At 69.0% G+C, this 20786-nt stretch carries 20 protein-coding genes and 1 tRNA gene; 13 read left to right on the top strand and 8 right to left on the bottom strand.

Annotation, left to right across the window (positions count from 1 at the left end; translation table 11 throughout):
• Nucleotides 1-8: 8 nt before the first annotated feature.
• From rplQ to AVKW3434_RS18260, 3 genes are all read left to right on the top strand, one after another.
• Nucleotides 9-407 (top strand): 50S ribosomal protein L17, encoded by a 399-nt coding sequence (rplQ, locus tag AVKW3434_RS18270; RefSeq protein ID WP_284406975.1) that lies wholly within the window; start codon nucleotides 9-11, stop codon nucleotides 405-407.
• 25 nt (nucleotides 408-432) lie between these two features.
• A tRNA-Met gene (locus tag AVKW3434_RS18265) sits at nucleotides 433-509 on the top strand.
• A gap of 255 nt (nucleotides 510-764) precedes the next feature.
• Nucleotides 765-2021: an Hsp70 family protein gene (locus AVKW3434_RS18260; RefSeq protein WP_284406974.1), complete on the top strand. Its 1257-nt coding sequence runs from the start codon at nucleotides 765-767 to the stop codon at nucleotides 2019-2021.
• A gap of 74 nt (nucleotides 2022-2095) precedes the next feature.
• Here the strand turns inward: AVKW3434_RS18260 and rsmI are convergent, their stop codons facing one another.
• Nucleotides 2096-3016 (bottom strand): 16S rRNA (cytidine(1402)-2'-O)-methyltransferase, encoded by a 921-nt coding sequence (gene rsmI, locus AVKW3434_RS18255; protein ID WP_284406973.1) that lies wholly within the window; start codon nucleotides 3014-3016, stop codon nucleotides 2096-2098.
• Here rsmI and AVKW3434_RS18250 point away from each other — a divergent pair.
• The 3 genes from AVKW3434_RS18250 to AVKW3434_RS18240 all read left to right on the top strand — a co-directional run bounded on the left by AVKW3434_RS18250 (nucleotide 3016) and on the right by AVKW3434_RS18240 (nucleotide 4773).
• A complete protein-coding gene (locus tag AVKW3434_RS18250; RefSeq protein ID WP_284406972.1) occupies nucleotides 3016-3399 on the top strand; it encodes a YraN family protein in 384 nt (127 codons plus the stop codon). The genes rsmI and AVKW3434_RS18250 overlap by 1 nt on opposite strands.
• 103 nt (nucleotides 3400-3502) lie before the next feature.
• A complete protein-coding gene (locus AVKW3434_RS18245; protein ID WP_284406971.1) occupies nucleotides 3503-4099 on the top strand; it encodes an SIS domain-containing protein in 597 nt (198 codons plus the stop codon).
• Nucleotides 4096-4773 (top strand): BON domain-containing protein, encoded by a 678-nt coding sequence (locus AVKW3434_RS18240; RefSeq protein WP_502869117.1) that lies wholly within the window; start codon nucleotides 4096-4098, stop codon nucleotides 4771-4773. The genes AVKW3434_RS18245 and AVKW3434_RS18240 overlap by 4 nt, the downstream gene beginning before the upstream one ends.
• 95 nt (nucleotides 4774-4868) lie before the next feature.
• On the opposite strand, the gene AVKW3434_RS18235 is transcribed toward AVKW3434_RS18240, so the two are convergent.
• The 4 genes from AVKW3434_RS18235 to AVKW3434_RS18220 form a co-directional block, all read right to left on the bottom strand.
• The gene (locus AVKW3434_RS18235) at nucleotides 4869-5801 is read right to left on the bottom strand and encodes an NAD(P)-dependent oxidoreductase (RefSeq protein ID WP_272566928.1); all 933 of its coding nucleotides are present in this window, start codon (nucleotides 5799-5801) and stop codon (nucleotides 4869-4871) included.
• A 67-nt stretch (nucleotides 5802-5868) separates the two neighbouring features.
• A complete protein-coding gene (locus AVKW3434_RS18230) occupies nucleotides 5869-7005 on the bottom strand; it encodes a PilT/PilU family type 4a pilus ATPase (protein ID WP_272566929.1) in 1137 nt (378 codons plus the stop codon).
• A gap of 33 nt (nucleotides 7006-7038) precedes the next feature.
• Nucleotides 7039-7674: a cyclic nucleotide-binding domain-containing protein gene (locus AVKW3434_RS18225; RefSeq protein ID WP_272566930.1), complete on the bottom strand. Its 636-nt coding sequence runs from the start codon at nucleotides 7672-7674 to the stop codon at nucleotides 7039-7041.
• A gap of 77 nt (nucleotides 7675-7751) precedes the next feature.
• Nucleotides 7752-8795, bottom strand: coding sequence for a type IV pilus twitching motility protein PilT (locus AVKW3434_RS18220; RefSeq protein WP_092744851.1), 1044 nt, complete (start codon nucleotides 8793-8795; stop codon nucleotides 7752-7754).
• Between the two features lie 39 nt (nucleotides 8796-8834).
• On the opposite strand from AVKW3434_RS18220, the gene AVKW3434_RS18215 reads away from it, so the two are divergent.
• Nucleotides 8835-9557 (top strand): YggS family pyridoxal phosphate-dependent enzyme, encoded by a 723-nt coding sequence (locus tag AVKW3434_RS18215; protein WP_284406969.1) that lies wholly within the window; start codon nucleotides 8835-8837, stop codon nucleotides 9555-9557.
• Between the two features lie 19 nt (nucleotides 9558-9576).
• On the opposite strand, the gene AVKW3434_RS18210 is transcribed toward AVKW3434_RS18215, so the two are convergent.
• On the bottom strand, nucleotides 9577-9942 hold the full coding sequence (locus AVKW3434_RS18210; RefSeq protein ID WP_349816841.1) for a methyl-accepting chemotaxis protein: 366 nt from the start codon (nucleotides 9940-9942) through the stop codon (nucleotides 9577-9579).
• Nucleotides 9943-10054: 112 nt separating this feature from the next.
• Here AVKW3434_RS18210 and AVKW3434_RS18205 point away from each other — a divergent pair, with 112 nt between their 5' ends.
• From AVKW3434_RS18205 to AVKW3434_RS18190, 4 genes are read left to right on the top strand one after another with little or no spacing between them, the layout of a single operon-like run.
• Nucleotides 10055-11446: a TackOD1 domain-containing metal-binding protein gene (locus AVKW3434_RS18205; RefSeq protein ID WP_284406968.1), complete on the top strand. Its 1392-nt coding sequence runs from the start codon at nucleotides 10055-10057 to the stop codon at nucleotides 11444-11446.
• 4 nt (nucleotides 11447-11450) lie between these two features.
• On the top strand, nucleotides 11451-12776 hold the full coding sequence (locus AVKW3434_RS18200; protein ID WP_284406967.1) for a glycosyltransferase family 2 protein: 1326 nt from the start codon (nucleotides 11451-11453) through the stop codon (nucleotides 12774-12776).
• A 1-nt stretch (nucleotide 12777) separates the two neighbouring features.
• Nucleotides 12778-14979 carry a TolC family protein gene (locus AVKW3434_RS18195; RefSeq protein WP_284406966.1) on the top strand — a complete coding sequence of 734 codons (2202 nt, stop codon included), beginning with the start codon at nucleotides 12778-12780 and terminating at the stop codon, nucleotides 14977-14979.
• A complete protein-coding gene (locus AVKW3434_RS18190; RefSeq protein WP_284406965.1) occupies nucleotides 14976-16097 on the top strand; it encodes an HlyD family secretion protein in 1122 nt (373 codons plus the stop codon). Before AVKW3434_RS18195 ends, AVKW3434_RS18190 begins: the two co-directional genes overlap by 4 nt.
• A gap of 392 nt (nucleotides 16098-16489) precedes the next feature.
• Here AVKW3434_RS18190 and ltaE read toward each other — a convergent pair whose 3' ends face one another.
• A complete protein-coding gene (ltaE, locus tag AVKW3434_RS18185) occupies nucleotides 16490-17563 on the bottom strand; it encodes a low-specificity L-threonine aldolase (RefSeq protein ID WP_284406964.1) in 1074 nt (357 codons plus the stop codon).
• Nucleotides 17564-17829: 266 nt separating this feature from the next.
• Here ltaE and AVKW3434_RS18180 point away from each other — a divergent pair, with 266 nt between their 5' ends.
• Together AVKW3434_RS18180 and AVKW3434_RS18175 are read left to right on the top strand one after the other, a co-directional pair.
• Nucleotides 17830-18972, top strand: a complete 1143-nt coding sequence (locus tag AVKW3434_RS18180; RefSeq protein WP_284406963.1) for an aminotransferase class V-fold PLP-dependent enzyme — start codon at nucleotides 17830-17832, stop codon at nucleotides 18970-18972.
• Between the two features lie 41 nt (nucleotides 18973-19013).
• On the top strand, nucleotides 19014-20321 hold the full coding sequence (locus tag AVKW3434_RS18175; RefSeq protein WP_272566941.1) for a DUF445 domain-containing protein: 1308 nt from the start codon (nucleotides 19014-19016) through the stop codon (nucleotides 20319-20321).
• A gap of 22 nt (nucleotides 20322-20343) precedes the next feature.
• On the opposite strand, the gene AVKW3434_RS18170 is transcribed toward AVKW3434_RS18175, so the two are convergent.
• Entirely contained in the window at nucleotides 20344-20763 is a 420-nt protein-coding gene (locus tag AVKW3434_RS18170) for an XRE family transcriptional regulator (RefSeq protein WP_272566942.1), read from the bottom strand.
• Nucleotides 20764-20786: the final 23 nt, after the last annotated feature.

Genomic DNA, 20786 nt, shown 5'->3' with positions numbered 1-20786 from the left:
AAAGCACCATGCGCCACGGACACGGCCTTCGTAAACTCAATCGCACCAGCTCGCACCGACTCGCGATGCTGCAGAACATGATGAACTCGCTCATCGAGCACGAGGCCATCAAGACCACTCTGCCCAAGGCCAAGGAGTTGCGCCGTGTGGTGGAGCCCATGATCACTTTGGCGAAGGAAGACACCCTGGCCAATCGCCGCTTGGCATTCGATCGTCTGCGCGATCGTGACAGCGTGACCAAGCTGTTCAATGTGCTCGGCCCCCGTTTCAAGGCACGTCCAGGCGGCTATACGCGCATCCTGAAGATGGGTTTCCGCGTGGGTGACAATGCACCTATGGCGTATGTCGAACTGGTTGATCGCGCAGAAGAATCTGCAGAAACAGCAAATGCTTCCGCAGAAGCATAAAAGTAGGTTATAATTTATCTCTTGCCGCGCGATGGAGCAGTCTGGTAGCTCGTTGGGCTCATAACCCAAAGGTCGGAGGTTCAAATCCTCCTCGCGCAACCAATAAAGCGGAAACGCTCTCAAAAAAGCCCACTAATTAGTGGGCTTTTTTGTTTTTGTCGTTTAACTCACTGGATAAACACTGATGGGAAGCTTTGGCTGGCCTCCAATCAGTAGGTGACGATCGGCATCTTTTCACATCAGGGCGATTAATGACGACACACTGCGACACTGAAAGGTGCGCTTGCCGACAGCTTCTTGATGGTTTGATGCCGCCCGATCAATCCGGGGGTGATGCCTATCTCTCCTTTGTTCACGATGACATCCTCAGAAGAAACCACGCTTGGCATTGATTTCGGCACCTCTAATTCCGCCATGGCAGTGAGACGGGGCAGGGGCGTGGCCACGTTGCTACCGTTGGAAGGGACTGCAACCACATTGCCGACCGCCCTGTTCTTCAATACGGAAGACCATCAGACACACATCGGACGCGATGCCGTGGCGCATTACCTCGCGGGGACGGAAGGGCGGCTCATGCGGTCGCTGAAAAGCCTGCTCGGCAGCGCGCTCCTGCAGGACAAGACAGCGGTTCACCAGAGCATGGTGAGCTATCAAGACATCATCGCCCTGTTTCTGCGCACGTTGGCAGGGCCGGCCCGGCAGGCGCTGGGCGCGATGCCAGACCGCGTTGTCATGGGGCGGCCTGTCCACTTCGTGGATGGCGACGAAGCGCGTGATGCGCAGGCGGAAGACGCCTTGCGACAGGCGGCCTTGGATGCGGGGTTTACCAATGTCTCCTTTCAACTGGAGCCCATTGCAGCGGCGCTGGACCATGAGCAGCGGATCACGCATGAATCATTGGTGCTGGTGGTGGATATCGGCGGGGGGACCTCGGATTTCACCGTCGTGCGCCTCGGCCCCAAACGTGCTCTGCTGGCCGATCGCAGTTCCGACGTGCTGGCCACTTCCGGGGTGCACTTGGGTGGGACCGATTTCGACCAGCGGTTGAGCCGGGCTCAGGTCATGCCGCTGCTCGGTTTGCGCCACATCGGACCCAGTGGTCGGGAGGTCCCCAGCCGCGTGTTCTTCGATCTATCGACGTGGCACCTGATCCAATGGCTGTACAGCGCCAAAGCCCTGAGGGAAGCGCAAGCCCTTCGGACCGACTATGCAGACCTTCGCCTGCACGACCGATTGATGGAGGTGCTCAACGAGCGGTGGGGGCACCGTTTGGCCAATGCGGTGGAGCAGGCCAAGATCGCGGTGTCGCAAAACAGCGCTGAAGAACCCATCGTGCTGGATTGGCTCGAAGCCGATCTGCAATCCTTCATTTCACCCGATGTTCTGGAGGCGCAACTGGAAGGGCCTTTGCAGCAGATCGTGGATTGCGCCCAGGAATGCCTGCGCAAGGCCGGACTGGACGCCAATGGCATCGATGCCATTTATCTCACGGGCGGCTCTTCTGCATTACGTCCACTGCGTACCGCGTTGAAGAAGGCCTTCCCACACGTGACTCAGATGAAAGGCGACCTGTTCGGCGGCGTGGCGTCCGGACTTGCGTACACGGTCGGCTAACGGACTTGCCTGCAGGGGGATGCGTTCACCATCGCCAGTGGCTGCATTGCATCGCTTGGCATGTGCCAGGTCCGCTAGGCCTGTGCTCCACCTTCCTGCTTGAGCGCCAAAGCCGATTGGTACAGGGCATTGCGCGATGCCCCTGTGATCTCGGCCGCCAGGCGGACGGCGGTTTTGAGCGGGAGTTCCTGCATCAACAACTTCAGCACGCGCAGGCTGTCGCCATCGTCCTGCGCTGCCTGCGCCGGATGCAACAGCACCACGAACTCGCCCCGCGAGCGTTGTGGTCCGCCGGCCAGCCAGGCGGGCAGGGCATGGGCGGGCTGGGTGGCAATTTCTTCGAACTGTTTGGTCAGCTCCCTGGCGAGCGTGACCTGCCGTTCTCCCAGGATGACAAGGGCCTGTGCCAGTTCGGCGATGCGGTGCGGGGCCTCCAGCAGCACCACACAGCGGGTTTCCGTGGCGAGCTGCTGCACTGCCGTTGCCCGCTCACCGCTCTTGGTCGGAAGAAATCCGGCAAAAAGAAAACCTTCGGCCCCCTGGGCCACGGCGCCTGCTGCGCTGAGTGCCGAGGTCACGCTGCTCGCCCCTGGCAGTGGCACGGCGCGCAACCCTGCTGCATGCACGGCAGCAACGATCCGCGCCCCCGGATCGCTAACACCCGGGGTGCCCGCGTCACTGGCGTATGCCACCCGCTGCCCCGCGCGCAAACGCTCCACCACCGCATGCGATGCCTCGGCCTCGTTGTGCTGGTGCACCGCCAGCAATTGGCTGCCGGGTTTTTCTATGCCGTAGGCACGCAGCAGCGCCTGGGTGTGGCGGGTGTCTTCGCAGGCGATGGTGTCGGCCAGTTGCAGAACGTGCAGCGCCCGCAGTGTGATGTCGGCCAAGTTGCCGATGGGCGTGGCCACCACGTACAGAGCCCCTTGCGGATAATGCTGCGCAGCCGCCGCGTCGCGTGCGGCGTTCAGGGCTGAAGCGAAAGAGGCGCTCAATGGGATTCCTTGGGAAAAAACCGGCGGCCACCACGCGCGTGGTCGGCAATGCTGCCGAAGACCTCGCGTTGGCTCACCTGCAAGCCGCTGGACTGCGGCTGGTCGAGCGCAATTATCGAACGCCCGGGCGTGGCGGCGGCGAGATCGATCTGATCGTGCGGGATCGCGATGGAACGGTGGTGTTCGTGGAAGTGCGAAGCCGCGCCAGCAGCGCGTTTGGCGGCGCGGGTGCCAGCATCGGCCGGACCAAGCAGCAGCGGATCGTGTTCGCCGCCCGCTGCTACCTGATGCGCCTGCCTGCACCGCCGCCATGTCGATTCGATGCGGTCCTGGTGGAAGGCGATTCAGTGCAGTGGCTGCGTGGCGCCTTCGAGGCGCAGTAACGCTTCGAGCCCTTGGTTGGAGTCAAACAGGATGCAGTGTTTTACGCCTGTCGTCCATGGTTGACCCAAACGGCGCCGACCCCCCGGGTATCATCTTTGTCTCATGCTAGAGCAACGCATCCAACAGCATTTCATCGACAGCGCCGACCTCAAATACCAGTCCGCGCAGACCCTGAGCCATCCCATCGCTTCCGCTGTGCAGGCCATCCTCGCCTGCGTCACCAGCGGCGGCAAGGTGCTTGCCTGCGGCAGCGGCCCGGCCGCGGCGCAGGCGCAGCAGTTTGCGGCACTGTGCGTGGCTGGGTTCGAGCGGGAGCGGCCGGAACTGGCCGCCATGGCACTGGCGCCCGACGCGATCTGGACCCCTGCAGGCCTGGAGGGCCCGGACATCGACGCGCTGGCTCGCCAGGTGCGCGCGCTCGGGCACGCGGGCGATGTCCTGCTGGCCCTGTCGGAGTCCGGCAATGACCTGCCGCTGCTGGCCGCATGCGATGCAGCGCATGAAAGAGACATGACCGTCGTCGCCCTTTCGGGTCGCAGCGGTGGCCGGATGGCCGGCATGCTGCGCGAGACTGACGTCTTGATCGCCGTGCCCCACGACCGCGCCGCACGCGTGCGGGAGGTGCATTCGCTCGTCCTGCACTGCTTGTGCGACGGCGTGGACGCCCAATTACTTGGTGAACAGGAGATACCGCTATGAGCTTCCCGATGACCCGCTTGACCCGATTGACTTGCACCCTGCTGGCCGTGGGCGCCTTGGGGGCGGCCCTCTCGGCATGTGCTCCACTGGTGGTAGGCGGCGCTGCCGTCATGGGCAGCATGATGGCGTCGGACCGGCGCACGACGGGCACGCAGGTGGAGGACGAAGGCATCGAATTGCGCGCCTCCAACCGCATTCGCGACACCTTCGGCGACCGCGTCCATGTCAATGTGACCAGCTACAACCGGCAAGTGCTGCTGACGGGCGAAGTGCCGACCGCGCAGGACAAGGAAAAACTCGAGCAGACCGCGTTGGCAGTGGAGAACGTGCGCTCGGTCGTCAACGACCTGGCCGTGATGTCCCCCAGTTCCCTCACGCAGCGTTCCAACGACACGCTGATCACCGGCAAGGTGCGCGCAAGCTTTGTCGATGCCAAGGACCTGTTCGCGAGTGCCTACAAGGTGGTCACCGAGCGCGAGACGGTGTACCTCATGGGACGCGTGACGCAGCGCGAGGCGGACCGGGCTTCCGACATCGCCCGGGGCGTGAACGGCGTGCGCAAGGTCGTGCGCGTGTTCGAGATCATCACGCAGCAGGAACTGGAGCGTGGCTTCGCGCAGCAGCGTCCCGCGCCTGTCACCACGGACGCTTCGCCCAACGTACCGGTCCGCTGAACGTCGGCAGCCAGCGAACCCGCCTGGAAGAGGTTCTGGCACCGGACCGCTGGCCACCGCCACGAAGGCGCGGTCCGGCTGAGCGATCGGTTCTTTTATCCGTTCGTTTTCTGGCGCCCCAGCCGCGTGATCAGGCTGGAGGTGTCCCACCGGGCGCCGCCGTGCTGCTGCACATCGGCATAGAACTGGTCCACCAGCGCCGTGACCGGCACGCGTGCGCCGTTGCGGCGGGATTCGTCGAGGACCAGGCCGAGGTCCTTGCGCATCCAGTCCACGGCGAAGCCGAAGTCGAAGCGGCCCTCCACCATGGTCTTGCCGCGGTTGTCCATCTGCCAGCTTTGCGCGGCCCCTTTTCCGATGACGTCCAGTACCAGCGGCATGTCGAGCCCGGCATGCTGGCCGAAGGCGATGGCCTCCGACAGGCCCTGCACGATGCCGGCGATGCAGATCTGGTTGACCATCTTGGCCAGCTGGCCCGAACCGCTGTCGCCCACGCGGGTGAAGGCCCGAGAAAAGGCCAGCGCCGTGGGCTTCACGCTGTCGAAGGTGCCGGCGTCGCCGCCGCACATCACGGTCAGCTGGCCGTTCTGGGCCCCGGCCTGGCCGCCGGACACGGGGGCATCGATGAACTGCAGTCCCAGCGTGCGCGCCGCGCCGTACAGCTCGCGAGCGACCTCGGCCGATGCAGTGGTGTGATCGACGAAGACCGCGCCAGGCTGCATGCCGGCGAATGCGCCATCGGCACCCAGCGTGACGGAGCGCAGGTCGTCGTCGTTGCCGACGCAGCAAAAGACGATGTCCGCTCCCTGGGCCGCTTCGCGCGGCGTGGGGGCGTGCCGGGGCGCGGCGCTGCCCGCGAACTCTTCGCACCAAGCGGCCGATTTGGCGGCGGTGCGGTTGTACACGGTGACGGAATGGCCGGCGTGGGCGAGGTGCCCTGCCATGGGGTAGCCCATGACGCCCAGGCCGAGAAAGGCGACCTTGCGGGAAGGCGTGGCGTCGTAGCTGCGGGGATTCGTGCTGGGCATGGGAGAGGGCTCCATTTCAGAAAAAAGAAAACCCGCCGGGCAAGGGCGGGTGGTGGGGCGGCTGGCGTCAGACGATGGCGAAGTGCTCGGTGCCCGAGGCCAGGTCGGTGGTCTTGGCGCGCTGGCTGCCCAGCTTGATCTGCAGGCGCAGGTCGTTCAGCGAGTCGGCGTTGCGCAGCGCGTCTTCGTAAGTGATGACGTTGGCCTCGAACAGGTCGAACAGCGATTGGTCGAAGGTCTGCATGCCGAGGTTCCGGCTCTTCTTCATGATCTCCTTGATCTCGGCGACTTCGCCCTTGAAGATCAGGTCGGCGATCAGAGGGGTGTTCAGCATCACCTCGACCGCGGCGGCCCGGCCCTTGCCATCCTGCTTGGGGATGAGGCGCTGGGAGATCATGCCGCGCAGGTTGAGCGACAGGTCCATGAGGAGCTGCGCGCGCCGCTCTTCCGGGAAGAAGTTGATGATGCGGTCCAGCGCCTGATTGGCGCTGTTGGCGTGCAGCGTGGCCAGGCACAGGTGGCCGGTTTCGGCGAAGGCGACCGCGTGCTCCATGGTTTCGCGGTCGCGGATCTCGCCCATCAGGATGACGTCCGGCGCCTGCCGCAGCGTGTTCTTGAGGGCGGCTTCCCAGCTGTCGGTATCGAGCCCGACCTCGCGCTGGGTGACTACGCAGTTCTTGTGCGGATGCACGAACTCGATCGGGTCTTCCACGGTGATGATGTGGCCGAACGAGTTCTCGTTGCGCCAGTCCACCATCGCCGCCAGCGTGGTCGATTTGCCCGAGCCCGTGGCGCCCACCAGGATGCACAGGCCCCGCTTGGTCATCGTGACTTCCTTGAGCACCTGCGGCACGCCCAGCCCGTCGATGGTCGGCAGCGTGAGCGGAATGGTCCGCAGCACCATGCCGACGCGGCTTTGCTGGATGAACGCGTTCACGCGGAAGCGCCCGATGCCGGCGGGCGAGATGGCGAAGTTGCACTCCTTCGTGCGCTCGAAGTCCGCCACCTGCTTGTCGCTCATGATGGCGCGCGCCAGCGTCAGCGTGTGGGCGGGTGTGAGCGGCTGGGGCGACACCTTGGTGACCTTGCCGTCCACCTTGATCGCGGGCGGAAACTCGGCCGTGATGAACAGGTCGCTGCCGCCGCGGCTCACCATGAGCTTGAGCAGATCGTTGATGAATTTACTGGCCTGATCGCGTTCCATCAGCTCTCCCTGGGGTGGTTGCAGCGCGGTGCGTCATTTCTGGCTGTCGGACAGGCGGGCGCTCACGACGCGAAGGCGCAGCGAGAGCTTGCGTGCCAGCAGGGCCACCAGGCTGGCGGCCAGCTGGGGGTCCTTGGTCATCATGTCGTCCATGGCCTCCGCGCTGAGCACCGCGATCTCGCAGTCGGTCAGCGTGGTGCAGGCCGAAAAGCGGATACCGCTGTCCAGCAGCGACATTTCGCCCAGGATATCGCCGGGACGGGTTTCCGCCAAGCGCAGGTGCTCGCCCCAGGGCTGCACGCGATCGACGGCGATCGTGCCGGTGAGCAGCACCACCATGAAGTTGCCGTACTCGTCCTGGCGGATCACATCGCGGTTGGGCGCGACGGCCGCGAACTCGAAGAAGCGCTCCATGCGCTCGACGGCGTCCCGGTCCAGGTGCGCCATATATTTGTCCTTGGACCACAGCGCCTGCAGCAGCTTGCCGCCGCGGCTGGCGGCCATGCGCCTGGCGCCCACCTCGACGGCACGGGCTTCCCAGGGCACCAGCATGGCGTCGTCCACGCCTTGTCCGGCGAAGGCGGTGGTGAAGAAGACGGAGTCGCCGCCTTCTTCCGCCGCTTTGCCGCCGCGGGTCTTGGCCTTCAAGAGGCCGAGGATGCCTTTCATAGGGGATGCTCCGGTGTGCCGCCTGGAAAAGGCCGCGAATCTCTGGGGTGGGTGGACGGGGAGGGATGCGGTGTGCATCAACCCGGGAAGTTGTCGGGGATCTTCGCCTTGCCCCGCGCCTCGGCCGGGCTGATGACGTTGCGCCGGACCAGGTCGGTCAGGTTCTGGTCGAGGGTCTGCATGCCGGCGCTGCTGCTGGTCTGGATGGTGGAGTACATCTGCGCCACCTTGGCCTCGCGGATCAGGTTGCGGATGGCGCTGGTGCCCAGCATGATCTCGTGCGCCGCGACACGGCCCTGGCCGTCCTTGGTCTTGCACAGCGTCTGCGAAATGACGGCCTGCAGCGACTCGGACAGCATGGCCCGCACCATTTCCTTTTCCTCGGCGGGGAACACGTCAATGATCCGGTCGATGGTCTTGGCGGCGCTGGAGGTGTGCAGCGTGCCAAACACCAAATGGCCCGTTTCCGCGGCCGTCATGGCCAGGCGGATGGTTTCCAGGTCGCGCATTTCGCCCACCAGGATGGCGTCCGGGTCTTCGCGCAATGCCGACTTGAGGGCGGCCGCGAACGACAGCGTCATCGGCCCGACCTCGCGCTGGTTGATCAGGCACTTCTTGGATTCGTGCACGAACTCGATCGGGTCCTCCACCGTGAGGATGTGGCCGTATTCGCTTTCGTTCAGGAAGTTGACCATGGCCGCCAGCGTGGTGGACTTGCCCGAGCCCGTGGGGCCGGTGACCAGCACCAGGCCGCGCGGCTTCAAGGCCAGTTCGCCGAAGATCTTGGGGGCGTTGAGCTGCTCCAGCGTCAGGATCTTGCTCGGAATGGTCCGGAACACGGCGGCCGCGCCGCGGTTCTGGTTGAAGGCGTTGACGCGAAAGCGCGCCAGGCCCTCGATCTCGAATGAAAAGTCCACTTCCAGGAACTCTTCGTAGGCCTTGCGCTGCGCATCGCTCATGATGTCGTAGACCATGGCGTGGACGGTCTTGTGGTCGAGCGCATCGACGTTGATGCGCCGCACGTCGCCGTGGACCCGGATCATGGGTGGAAGGCCCGCCGACAAGTGCAGGTCAGAAGCCTTGTTCTTCACGCTGAATGCCAGCAGTTGGGTGATGTCCACGGGGTCCCTCGGTCGTTTGGTACGCTCAGAGGAATCATTATGACGACGATTGGTAACAACCTCCAACAGGTTCTTGGGCGCATCGCGCAGGCCTGCGCCGCGGCCGGGCGCGACCCCGCCAGCGTGCGCTTGCTGGCCGTTTCCAAGACCTTCGGCGACGACGCCGTGCGCCGTGCCGCCGAGGCCGGGCAGCGCGCGTTCGGCGAGAACTACATCCAGGAAGGCGTGGCGAAGATCGCCGCGCTGCAAGGCGGCGCCACGCCCTGGGCGCCGCCGCTGCAGTGGCATTGCATCGGTCCCGTGCAGAGCAACAAGACCCGGCAGGTGGCCGAGCATTTCGACTGGGTCCACACCGTGGACCGCGAAAAGATCGCGCAGCGCCTGTCGGAGCAGCGGCCCGCCGGCCTGGCGCCGCTGGACGTGTGCATCCAGGTGAATGTGGACGGCGGCGCGACCAAGGCGGGTGTGCCGCCGGCCGAGGCCCGGGCCCTGGCACAGGCTGTTGCGCGGCTGCCACGGTTGCGGCTGCGGGGCCTGATGAGCATTCCGGACGTGGCCCCCGATTTCGCCGCGCAGTTGGCGGTCCATGCGGCGGCGAAGGCGCTGTTCGACCAGATCCGGGGGGAGGGTGGCGAGGGCTTCGCGGCGTTCGACACGCTGTCGCTGGGCATGACCGCCGACCTGGAGGCCGCGATCCACGCGGGGAGCACCCTGGTGCGGGTCGGCACGGGCGTCTTCGGCACCAGGGCGGCCCCCGCCTGAGGCCGGGGTCGCGCCACGCTCAGGCCCGGCGGCCCCAGCCCAGTGGCGGCGACGAACCGGCCGCGGCGTTTTCCTGATTCAGCCGGAACACCCCCACGGCCTGCAGCAGGGCGCTGGTGCGGTCCTTCATGCCGCTGGCGGACGCCGCCATCTGCACGACCACGCTGCCGTTTTGCTGGGTGACCTGGTCCATCTGCGACACGGCCTGGCCGACCTGGGCGACGCCCATCGCCTGCTCGTTGCTGGCCGCGCTGATTTCCTGCATGAGGTCCGTCACGCGGCGGATGGACGACACCACCTCCGTCATGGTGGCCCCGGCCTTGTTCATCAGCACGCAGCCCTGCTCGATCCGCTGAACGTTGGCGAAGCCCGCCGGCGCTTGCAAAGGGTTGCACAGCACTGGCTCGCGGACGGCCTTGTCCTACCGGGTGCGGGAAGGCCCACTCTTAGAATCCGGCCGGCCATGCTCTATGGCGTAACGCGAATGGATAGTTGTTTTGAATGTTGAAATCACGCCGGCCGTGGCGTTGGAAACGATGGTGGTGCTGCGGCCTTCCGGGCAGTTGGCGGCCGGCGAATCGAGGGCCAGGGCCTGGAGTGCATGGGAGGCCTTCGCGGACTCCGGCGTGGAGCCCCTGGGGTTCTACCTGGATGGCTGGGAGGGCGATGCCCCCGCCGCGTTGGCGGCCCAATTGCGCTCCAGCGTCTGGTGGGACCGCCCCCTGTTCGTGGCGCCCGGCGATGCGGCCCCGCCCTGGCTGGCCGATGGCGCCGCGCCATATGCTGCCGCCCTGGCCGCCAGCGAGCTGTGCCTGGCCGTGCGGCGCAGCCTGCCGCTCAATCCCGCGGCCCTGCATTTCGACGAGCGGGTGCTGTATTTCCTGTGCCTGCGCGACGGCGCCCAGTTGCAGCCGCAATGCGACCGTGCCAGCCTGGCGCTGTACCGCTACCCGATGGTCGAGGCGCTGGCCCGGCCCGGCGACGATGCCGACGCATGCGTGGCCGGCCTCACGCGGCGCCGGCTGCTGGAGCCCGCCGAGCTGGTGGACCGCACACGGCACTGCCGCACCTGCGGCAGCGCGCACATCCACTACCTGGACGTGTGCCCGCACTGCACCAGCATCCACATCCGCAAGTCGCCCTCGCTGCATTGCTTCGCCTGCGGCCACGTGGCACCCGAGGCCGACTTCCATGCCGATGGCGCGCTCTCGTGCCCCAAGTGCAACGCCATGCTGCGGCACATCGGCGTGGACTACGACCGGCCGCTCACGCAGTACGCCTGCGGCAGCTGCCACCACGTGTTCGTGGAGACCCAGGTGGTGGCCCGCTGCCTGGATTGCCGCACCACGGCCGAGCCCAGCACGCTGGACGTGCGCGAGATCTCGTCGCTGCGTCTGAGCCCGCAGGGCCGTGCCGCGCTGCGCGCCGGGCAGATCCAGGAATCGTTCGCCGCGCTCGACTCCGCGCACTACGTGCCGCCCGCCGATTTCCGCCGCATGCTCGACTGGGCGCTGGCCACGCATGCGCGCCACGGCGAGATGCGTTTCGCGCTGATGCTGGTGGAGTTCCAGAACGCGGCCGAGGTGATCGAACGCGAAGGCGCCTCGCGCGTGTTCCTGATGCTCGACGAGTTCGCGCGGCGCCTGCACGAACTGCTGCGCACCTCGGACATCACCACGCGCACGCAGGAGGAATGCCTGTGGCTCTTCCTGCCGTTCTCCTCGCCCGAGGGACTGGCCGCGCGCCTGCAGGCGTCGCTCCAAAGCGCGAGCGGCGGCGCGGCCGCGATGCCGCTGCGCACGCGCATCCGGCACCTGGAGGTGCCGGGCGGCCTGCGCTCCGGCGAGCAGGCTGCGGACCTGATGGCGCGGCTGCGCGACGGGGCCTGAACGCATGTGGGAGCAGGTGGTGTTCGCGTTCGTCACGCTGTTTTCCAGCGCGACGCACCAGTCGTGGGTGGAGCTGGCGCTGAAGTTCTTCCCGTTCGTGGTGCTGCTGGAGGCGCCGTTCTTCCTGCTCGTGTGCGCGGGCATGGTGAAGTACGGCCTGCGCGAGCACCGGCCCTACCTGCAGCGCGAGCGCTATCCGCGCGTGTCCTGCGTCATCACCTGCTACTCCGAGGGCGACGACGTGCGCAAGACCATCCAGTCGCTCGCCCAGCAGATCTACCCGGGCTTCATCGAGATCATCGCCGTGGTGGACGGTGCGGTGCAGAACGAGCCCACGCTGCGTGCGGCCCGCGGCGCGCGCGAACTGCTGGCCGGTGCGCGCCGGCGCGTGCTGGTGGTGCTGCCCAAGTGGCAGCGCGGCGGCCGCGTGTCGTCGCTGAACGCCGGGCTGTCGATCGCCAGCGGCGAGATCGTGATGGCGCTCGATGGCGACACCTCGTTCGACAACGACATGGTGCGCCACGCCACGCGGCACTTCGACGACCCCGGCGTGGTGGGCGTCGCCGGCAGCCTGCGCGTGCGCAACGCCCGCCGCTCGCTGGCCGCGCGCATGCAGGCGCTGGAATACATGCTGTCCATCGGCGCGGGCAAGACGGGGCTGTCGGAGTTCAACATCGTCAACAACATCTCGGGGGCGTTCGGCGTGTTCCGCGCCAGCTTCATCCGCAACCTGGGCGGCTGGGACGCGGGCACGGCCGAGGACCTGGACATGACGATGCGCATCAAGCAGTACTTCGGCCGCCATCCGGGCCTGCGCATCGTGTTCGACCCGCATGCCGTAGGCCACACCGACGCGCCGGACACCTGGCGCGTGTTCTTTCGCCAGCGCCTGCGCTGGGACGGCGACATGTTCTACATCTTCATCCGCAAGTTCCGCCTGAACCTGCGCCCGCGCCTGCTGGGCTGGCGCAATTTCCTGTTCGTGGTGGTGAACGGGCTGGTGATGCAGGTGCTCATGCCTTTCCTCATCGTGGCCTACACCGGCGTGATGCTGTTCACGCTGCCGGTGGGTGCGGTGCTGGGGGTGCTGGGGTTCGTCTATGCGGTGTACCTCGCGGCGCTGCTGTTCTATTTCCTGCTGTACCTCGTGGCCGTGTCCGAGCGGCCCCGGCACGACGCGGCCTACCTGCGGTTCCTGCCGCTGTTTCCGCTCTTCGCCTTCGTCAACCGCGTGCACTGCACGTTCTCGATCCTGCAGGAGGTCTTCCTGAAGACCCACCTGGACTCCGCGATGGCCCCCTGGTGGGTGCTGCGCAAAACCAAGTTCTGATATGCCGCATCGCCTGGGGGAACGTCTTTTGCCATGGGCCGCGGTGCTGTGCCTGCTGGGGTGGGGCGCGGGCGCGCTGGCGGCCGAGCCGGCCCCGCTGCTGGCGCCCCCCGTGTTGGCGCTGGAGGCGCCGCCCGCACTGCCCGCCGACGTGCTGGCCCAGGCGCCTGCCACCCTGGCGGAGCTGGAAGGCTGGGCCGAGGTGCAGGCCCCGGCCGTGCGGCTGGCGCAGGCCGAGGCCGACGTGGCCGCGCAGCGCACCGGCGCGGCGCGCGCCGGGCAGGGCGCGCGCGTGTTCGGCGGCGCCAGCCTCGGGGGCGTGCGCGAGTCCGTCACCGACACCACCAGCCGCGACTACCAGCGCGGCCAGGCCCAGGTCGGCGTGCGCTGGCCGCTGCTGGGCAGCCGCGAGGCCCAGCAGCGTGGCGTGCGCGAGGCCGAGGGCGCTGAATCGCTGGGCCGGCTGCGGCAGGCCCAGGCACAGCGGAACGTGCGGCTGGCCGTGCGCCAGGCCTATGTGCGGTTCGCGCACAGCCTGCAGCGGCGCCTGCTGGCGCAGGAATTCCTGTCCGTGCGCGCGCCCGTGGAGGCGCAGCTGCTGCACCGGCGCCAGGCCGGCGTGATGCTGGAGGCCGACCGGCTCGACCTGTCGGCGCTGTTCGATGGCGTGCAGGCCGCGCACGATGCCCAGCGCGCCGCGCAGTCCAGCGCGCTGCGCACGCTCGCGCGGCTGGCGGGGCAGCCCGTGGCGCGGGTGGACACCGCCATCCCGGGCTGGCCCGCGCGCTGCATGGACCGCGAGGCGCTGCTCGCGCAGGCGGGCGACGACCCCGCCATCGCCCAGGCCCGCACCGAGCGTGACACCGCCGCCGCGCAGTTGGAGAACGCGCAGCACACGGGCCTGGAGGCCGGCGTGTCGCTGTCGCAGTCGGTGAGCCGCGACATCGGCGGCCAGCCGGGCCGCAGCACCGTCGTCGGCGTGGATTTCTCCATGCCCCTGGAGTGGCGCGCGCAGCGCGACGCCGCTCGGGGCCAGCTGCAGAGCGAGCGCGACCGGGCCGATCAGTTGATGGAACTGCGCCTGGGCGAATACCGCTCGGTGCTGGACCAGGCCCTGGCCGACTGGCAATTGCGCGGCGGCGAGATGCCCGGCTTTTTGAACCGGCTGCAGGCGGCCCAGGAGGGCCTGCGCGTGGCGCGCCTGCGGCTCGATGCCTTCGACGGCGACGGCTACTCGCGCCTGCTGATGGCGCGCTACGCCCTCTACCAGGCTTCGCTGCAGGTCGTCGACGGCTCGGAGCGCCGGGCGCTGGCCGCGCTCGACGTGCTGGCGCTCGGCAGCCCCTGCCCGCCGCAGCCGGGCGCGGCCGAGCCCCTGCCCGACCTGCTCGCGCCCGCGCTCACCGCCCTGTCCGCGCTGCCGCCGGCGGCGCGGGGCGAGCCGGCCCCGCAGGCGCGTGCGCCGGGCCTGGGGTGGTTCTCCTGGAGCGGGCAGGCGTTGCTGGACCGGCCCGCCCGGCTCGATGCCATGCCGCAGGACAGCCAGCGCGTGCTGCTGTCCTTCACCAGCGCGCAGCTGCGCGCCCTGGCCCGCCCACCAGGCCGGGCCGCCCTGCGACGCCTGCTGGAGCACGCGCACGATCGGGGCATGGCGGTGGAGCTGATGCTGGGCGAGCCCAGCTGGGTGCTGCCCGCCGGGCGCGAGGCCCTGCTGGCGCTGCTGGCGCCGCTGCGCCACCTACCGTTCGACGGGCTCAACCTCGACCTGGAGCGCAGCCAGCTCGACGCCGCCGACCAGCCCGGCTGGGAGGACGGCACCGTGGCCACGCTGCGCGCGGTGCGCGCCGCCACGCCCTGGCCCCTGGCGCTGACCACGCACTACCGCGAGCTGCAGGTGCCCGGCCTCGCGCAGCGCCTGCAGGCCGCCGGCGCCACCGAGGTCGTGGCCATGGTCTACGTGAGCCGGCCCGAGCGCGCGGCCGAGCTGGCGCGCCCGCTGGTGCGGCAGGCCGTGCCCGGCCTGCGCGTGGCGGTGGCCCAGAGCATGGAGGACTCGCTCACCCGCGAGGAAAGCAGCCATGGCGTGGGCCGCGCCGCGGCACTGCAGCGCTGGCGCGTGCTCGCACAGTCCCTGTCCGACCTGCCGGCGTTCGCCGGCGTGGTGGTGCAGGCGTGGGAAGATTTTGAAGGGGCGGCCCCGTGAAGATCCAGTTCGACATTCCGCCGGGTTCGGCGCAAGAGGCCAACGGCCTGCCGGTGCGCTACGCCGCCGCCAAGCGGCAGGTGCCGCGCTGGCGCTGGTACCTGCTGCTGGCCATGGTGCTTGCAGCGCCGGCCTACCTGCTGATGCGCTTTGCCATCGCCTACTGGTGGGAGACGGCACCCGGCTTCGTCGTCACCGAGCAGGTGGCCGTGGGCGTGCACACCTCCGGGCGCGTGGCGCGCATCGTGGCCGTGGGCGAGACCGTGCCCGCGGGCCAGCCGGTGATGGTGCTGGAGCCGCCCACGGCCGCGGGGGCGCCGGCCTCCACGGCCGTGGCCGCGCCGCTGGCCGCCGCCACCGATCCGGCCGTGGCCCAGGCCGTGGCGCAGGGCCAGGCCGCGCGCCTGGCCGGGCTGAAGGAGGCCGAGCGCCTGGCGCTGCGGCAGGCGGCCCTGCACCAGGAGCGCGTGCGCACCATGGAAGGCCTGCGCCTGCAGGGCGCGGCCACGCGCCAGGAGCTGGATGGCGTGCGCCTGCAGGCGATGCAGGCCGAGGCCGGCGTGGACCGCGCGCGGGCCGAACGGGCCGAGACCGCCGCGCAGGTGGCGCGCGACCGCGCACTCGCCCAGGCGGCGCTGCGCGCGCAGAGCCCCATGCCGCTCGCGGCCCCGGGGGTGCCGGGCACGAATGCAAGCACGGGGCCGCTGGCCGCCGGCGCGGCGCTGCCGTCGCCCGACGTGGTCGCGCCCTTCGACGCCACCGTGGTGCGCCAGCTCGTTCGCCGCGGCGAGTGGGTGGTGCCCGGCACCGACGTGGCCGTGCTGCAGGGGCGCGGGGCGCCCATGGTCCACGCCTACGTGCTGCCCAACGAGGCGCGCTACGCCCAGGTGGGGCGCCAGGCCAGTCTGCAATTCATGGACGGCGGGCGCATCCGTGCCGAGGTGGTCGGCGTGGTGGCCGAGGCCGAACGCCTTCCCGCTGAGCGCGTCTCGCCGCTGTCGCCGCGCATGCCGTCGATCGTGGTGCGCCTGCGCCCGCTGGAGCCGCTGCCCGCGGCCTACCGCATCCACCAGTTGCCGCTGGATGTGCGGTTCGACTGGGTGTGGAGCGGTTTTTGAGTCAAAACCCCTTCATGCCCTAGTACTGATTGCCTGTGTTGCTACAAAAAATATAGCATCAAGCTTGCTTGCAGGTGGGTGTCCGCTCGAGCGCCACCCTGTGCGAGGGCGCGGGCCGATCCAGCGCGCTGGCATCCACCCGTCCGCACGGTGCACCTGGCAGGCCGGCTGGCCTTCCAGGTGCCCGACACGGTTTCAACCCACGCGCCCCACTTGGGACGCGACACGCTGGACACATCCCAGTCCAAAATGTCGCCGTTGTTTCAATCCCGCGCGCCTGCGAGAGGCGCGACGTCTGGCAGGCATCGAGCCCCCGTTCATCGCTTAGTTTCAATCCACGCGCCCCTGCGGCGCGACACAGGGACTGCAGCCCCTGCCGACCCCTCAGCGGATCATTGCCCACGCCCGTCGAACCGGCGCACGCACTCCAGCGTCTGCGCCACGTCCTCGGGGCCCACGTCCAGGTGCGCCACCCAGCGCAGGCGTGCGCCCCGGCCGTAGAGGCCGCTGGTCACCCGCACGCCGTGTTGGGCCAGCCACGCGGTGAAGGCCGGGGCCACGTCGGCCTCCACGTCGGTGAACAGGATGTTGGTGTGGGCCGAGGCCACGGTCAGGCGCCCCTGCAGCACGGGGTGGCTGCGGCCGGCTTCAGCCAGGCCCTCTGCCAGCTGGCGCGCCAGGGCATGGTCGTCGGCCAGGCGGCGCACGTGGTGCTGCAGCGCGTGCAGCCCCGCGGCGGCCAGAAAGCCGGCCTGGCGCATGCCGCCGCCCAGGATCTTGCGCGTGCGCCGCGCCTGGCGGATGAAGTCGTGCGAGCCCAGCAGCAGCGAACCCACGGGGGCGCCCAGGCCCTTGCTCAGGCACACCGAGGCCGAGTCGAAGTGCGAGCAGATCGCGCGCGCCTCGTCGTACACGTCGGTGCCGTTCTTCTCGGCGTGGGCCGTGGCCGCGTTGAACATGCGCGCGCCATCCAGGTGCATGGACAGGCCGCGCGAGCGGGCGAGGGCGGCCACCTCGGCGATGTAGCCGGTGGGCAGCGGCTGGCCGCCGGTGGTGTTTTCCAGCACCACGAGGCGGGTGCGGGCGAAGTGCGGGTCGTCGGGCTTGATGGCGGCGGCGATGTCGGCCACGCGCAGCGTGCCGTCGGGCTGGGTCTCCACCGGCTGCGGCTGGATCGAGCCCAGCACCGCCATGCCGCCCGCCTCCCAGCGGTAGGTGTGCCAGCTCTGGCCCACGATGGCTTCGTCGCCGCGCTGGCAGTGGCCCATGAGCGCGATCAGGTTGGTCTGCGTGCCGGAGCAGGCGAACAACGCGGCCTCGAAGCCGAGCAGTTGCGCCGCATGGTCCTGCAGGGCGTTCACGGTGGGGTCGTCGCCGAACACGTCGTCGCCAAGGGGGGCCTGGAACATGGCGTCGCGCATGGCCGGCGTGGGTTGGGTGACGGTGTCGCTGCGAAAGTCGGGCATCGGGAGGGGCTCCTGGTGGGGGCTTGGGGTCGAAAAGGGTCGGTCCGGCATCCTAGCGGCGTTGGGCGCACTGCGTCCATCGCGGCGGCGATGCGGGCGGGCGGCCTGCGGAAAGTGCGCGTGCTAAGCTGGCCCGCTCAATTTTTTCCGGCCTTGTCCGCCCCGTCTGCCGGCCAGCGCGGCCTGTGCGGCCAGCGCGGCCTGTGCGGCCAGCGCGGCCTGTGCGGCCTGTGCGGCGCGCTGGCCCAGCCCTCACGGAGACAACCATGCCCGGCCTTCTGCCCGATATCGATCCCGACGGTCTGCTCGAATTCTCGGTGGTGTACACCGACCGGGCGCTCAACCACATGTCCCGGCGCTTCACCGGCGTGATGCAGGACATCCTGGCCACGCTCAAGGGCGTCTACCACGCCCACACGGCGGTGCTGGTGCCCGGCAGCGGCACCTTCGGCATGGAGGCGGTGGCGCGCCAGTTCGCCAACCGCGAGAAGGTGCTCATCGTGCGCAACGGCTGGTTCAGCTACCGCTGGAGCCAGATCTTCGACGCGGGCGCTCTGGGCGGCGGCGCGGTGGTGTGCCAGGCCCGCCGGCAGGGCGAGGGCCCGCAGGCCCCGTGGGCCCCGTGCCCGGCCGACGAGGTGGCGGCCGCCATCCGCGCCGAATCGCCCAAGGTGGTGTTCGCGCCCCACGTCGAGACCGCCAGCGGCATCCTGCTGCCCGACGACTACCTGCGCACCGTGAGCGAGGCCGCGCACGACGTGGGCGCGCTCTTCGTGCTGGACTGCGTGGCCTCCGGTGCCGTGTGGGTGGACATGCAGGCCACCGGCGTGGACGTGCTGATCTCGGCCCCGCAAAAGGGCTGGAGCGGCTCGCCCTGCTGCGCCATGGTCATGCTCAGCGAGCGCGCCCGCCAGGCCATCGACGGCACCACGAGCAGCAGCTTCGCCTGCGACCTCAAGAAGTGGATGCAGATCGCCGAGGGCTACGAAAAGGGCCAGCACGCCTACCACACCACCCTGCCCACCGACGCGCTGGTGCAGCTGCGCGACGTGATGGTGGAGACGCGCGACTACGGCTTTGACAAGGTGCGTGCCGAACAGATCGAACTGGGCGCCCGGGTGCGCGCGCTGCTGCGCGAGCGGGGCTTTCCGAGCGTGGCCGCCGAGGGCTACGAGGCCCCGGGCGTGGTCGTGAGCTACACCACCGACCCCGGCATCCAGAACGGCAGGAAGTTCATGGAGGCCGGCCTGCAGACCGCCGCCGGCGTGCCGCTGCAGTGCGGCGAGGGCCCGGACTTCCAGACCTTCCGCATCGGCCTGTTCGGGCTGGAGAAGTGGCACCACGTGGACCGCACCGTGGGCCACCTGGCCGCGGCGCTGGACCGGATCGCCGCCCCGCCAGCGCACTGAAGCGGCCCTGTCCCACAGGGGTCTCGGGCTATCCTTGCGCGATGCAGAGCACCCACGAAGACCAGGCCCGCGCACTGACCCGGGCCAAGTGGCTGGCCACCGGCCTGTTGCTGGCGGTGGCCGCCGTGTTCGCGCTGACCTATGCACTGCCCCGCAGCCTGGCGGTGGAATGCGTGCGCGCCGTGGCCGAGGCGGCCATGGTGGGCGCCCTGGCCGACTGGTTCGCCGTGTCGGCGCTGTTCCGGCGCATTCCGCTGCCCTTCGTGCAGCGGCACACGGACATCATCGCGCGCAACAAGGTGCGCATCGGCGGCAACCTGGCGTCGTTCGTGCGCGACGAGTTCCTCGATGCGCCTTCGCTGGTCACCATGATCCGTCGCCACGACCCGGCCCACATGCTGGGCCAGTGGCTCACCTCGCCGGGCAACGCCCAGCTGCTGGCGCGGCAGATGTCGCGCCTGGCGCTGTCGGCGCTGGAGACGGTGGAGGACGAGCGCATCCAGCGCTTCATGAACGACGCCGCGCGCACGCTGATCGGGCAGATCGACCTGTCGCGCACCATGGCCATGGCGCTGGAGGCGCTCACCCACAACGGCCGCCACCAGGCGCTGCTCGATGACCTGCTGGCGCGCCTGTCCACCCTGGTGCGCGACCCGCAGACCCGCACCTTCATCGCCGAGACCATCGTGCAGTGGATCAAGCGCGAGCACCCGCTGAAGGAAAAGGTGCTGCCCACCGACTGGCTGAGCGAGAAGGGCGCGGGCGCCATCGCACAGGCCATCGAGAACCTGCTGGCCGAGGTGGCCGGCAACCCGGCCCACCAGCTGCGCGGCACGCTGGACGGGGCGGTGCAGCGGCTGGTGGAGCGCCTGCAATCCGACCCGGAATGGGCCGAGCGCGGCATGGCGATCCGCCACTACCTGCAAAACGACGCCACCCTGGGGCGCTACGTGCAGACGCTGTGGACCAGCCTGCGCGAGCGCCTGCAGCGCGACCTGGCCGACGAGGACTCGGCGGTCTCGCGCAAGGTGGCGGCCATGGGCCAGTGGCTGGGCCTGTCGCTCGCGGGCGATCCGGCGCTGCGGGTGCGGCTGAACGTGCGGCTGGAGCTGTGGGCGGCGCAGTGGGCGCCCGAGCTGTCGCAGTTCGTGGCCGAGCACATCCGCAACACCGTGGACCGCTGGGACGCCAAGGAGCTGGCGCGCCTGGTGGAACTGCACATCGGCAGCGACCTGCAGTACATCCGCATCAACGGCACGGTGGTGGGGGGCTTCATCGGCCTGCTGCTGTTCGTGCTGTCGCATGCGGACGACCTGGCGCAGGGCGTGGGCGCCCTGTTCGCCGGCTGACGGGCCGGCGGCCGGGGGCCTGTCAGCGGTTGCCGCCGCGCGGGGTCTGTTCGGCGGCCTGGGCCTTGGCGATCGCCAGGATCACCTCGCGCGCCAGGCGGCGCTTGGGCACGGGCAGCTTCAGGTAGGTCTCGAACAGTTCGCGGTCCTCGTACCCCAGGTTCACGTGCCAGCGGGCGGCTTCTTCGCGCGCCTGCGGCGTGGGCGTGCCGAAGGCCAGTTCCTGCACCGGCATGCGCAGCCACTCGGCCAAGGTGATGAGCTTGCGGGCATCCGGCATGGTTTCGCCCAGCAGCCAGCGGCGCACGCCGTGCAGGGTCATGGGCTTGCCCCAGTGGCGGGTGTTGAACTCCCGCTCGAGGACGGAGGGCTTGGGTTCGTAGCCGGCAGCCACCATGGCTTGGCGTAATTTCTCGGCAAACAGTTGCTTGGGATCTTGCATGGGCGGCACGCTAGGCACGCCCG

This window comes from Acidovorax sp. SUPP3434 (assembly GCF_030159015.1).
Lineage (GTDB): Bacteria > Pseudomonadota > Gammaproteobacteria > Burkholderiales > Burkholderiaceae_C > Paracidovorax.
The sequence above is the reverse complement of the archived record's forward strand: the minus strand, read 5'-3'. Positions and strand labels throughout refer to the sequence as shown.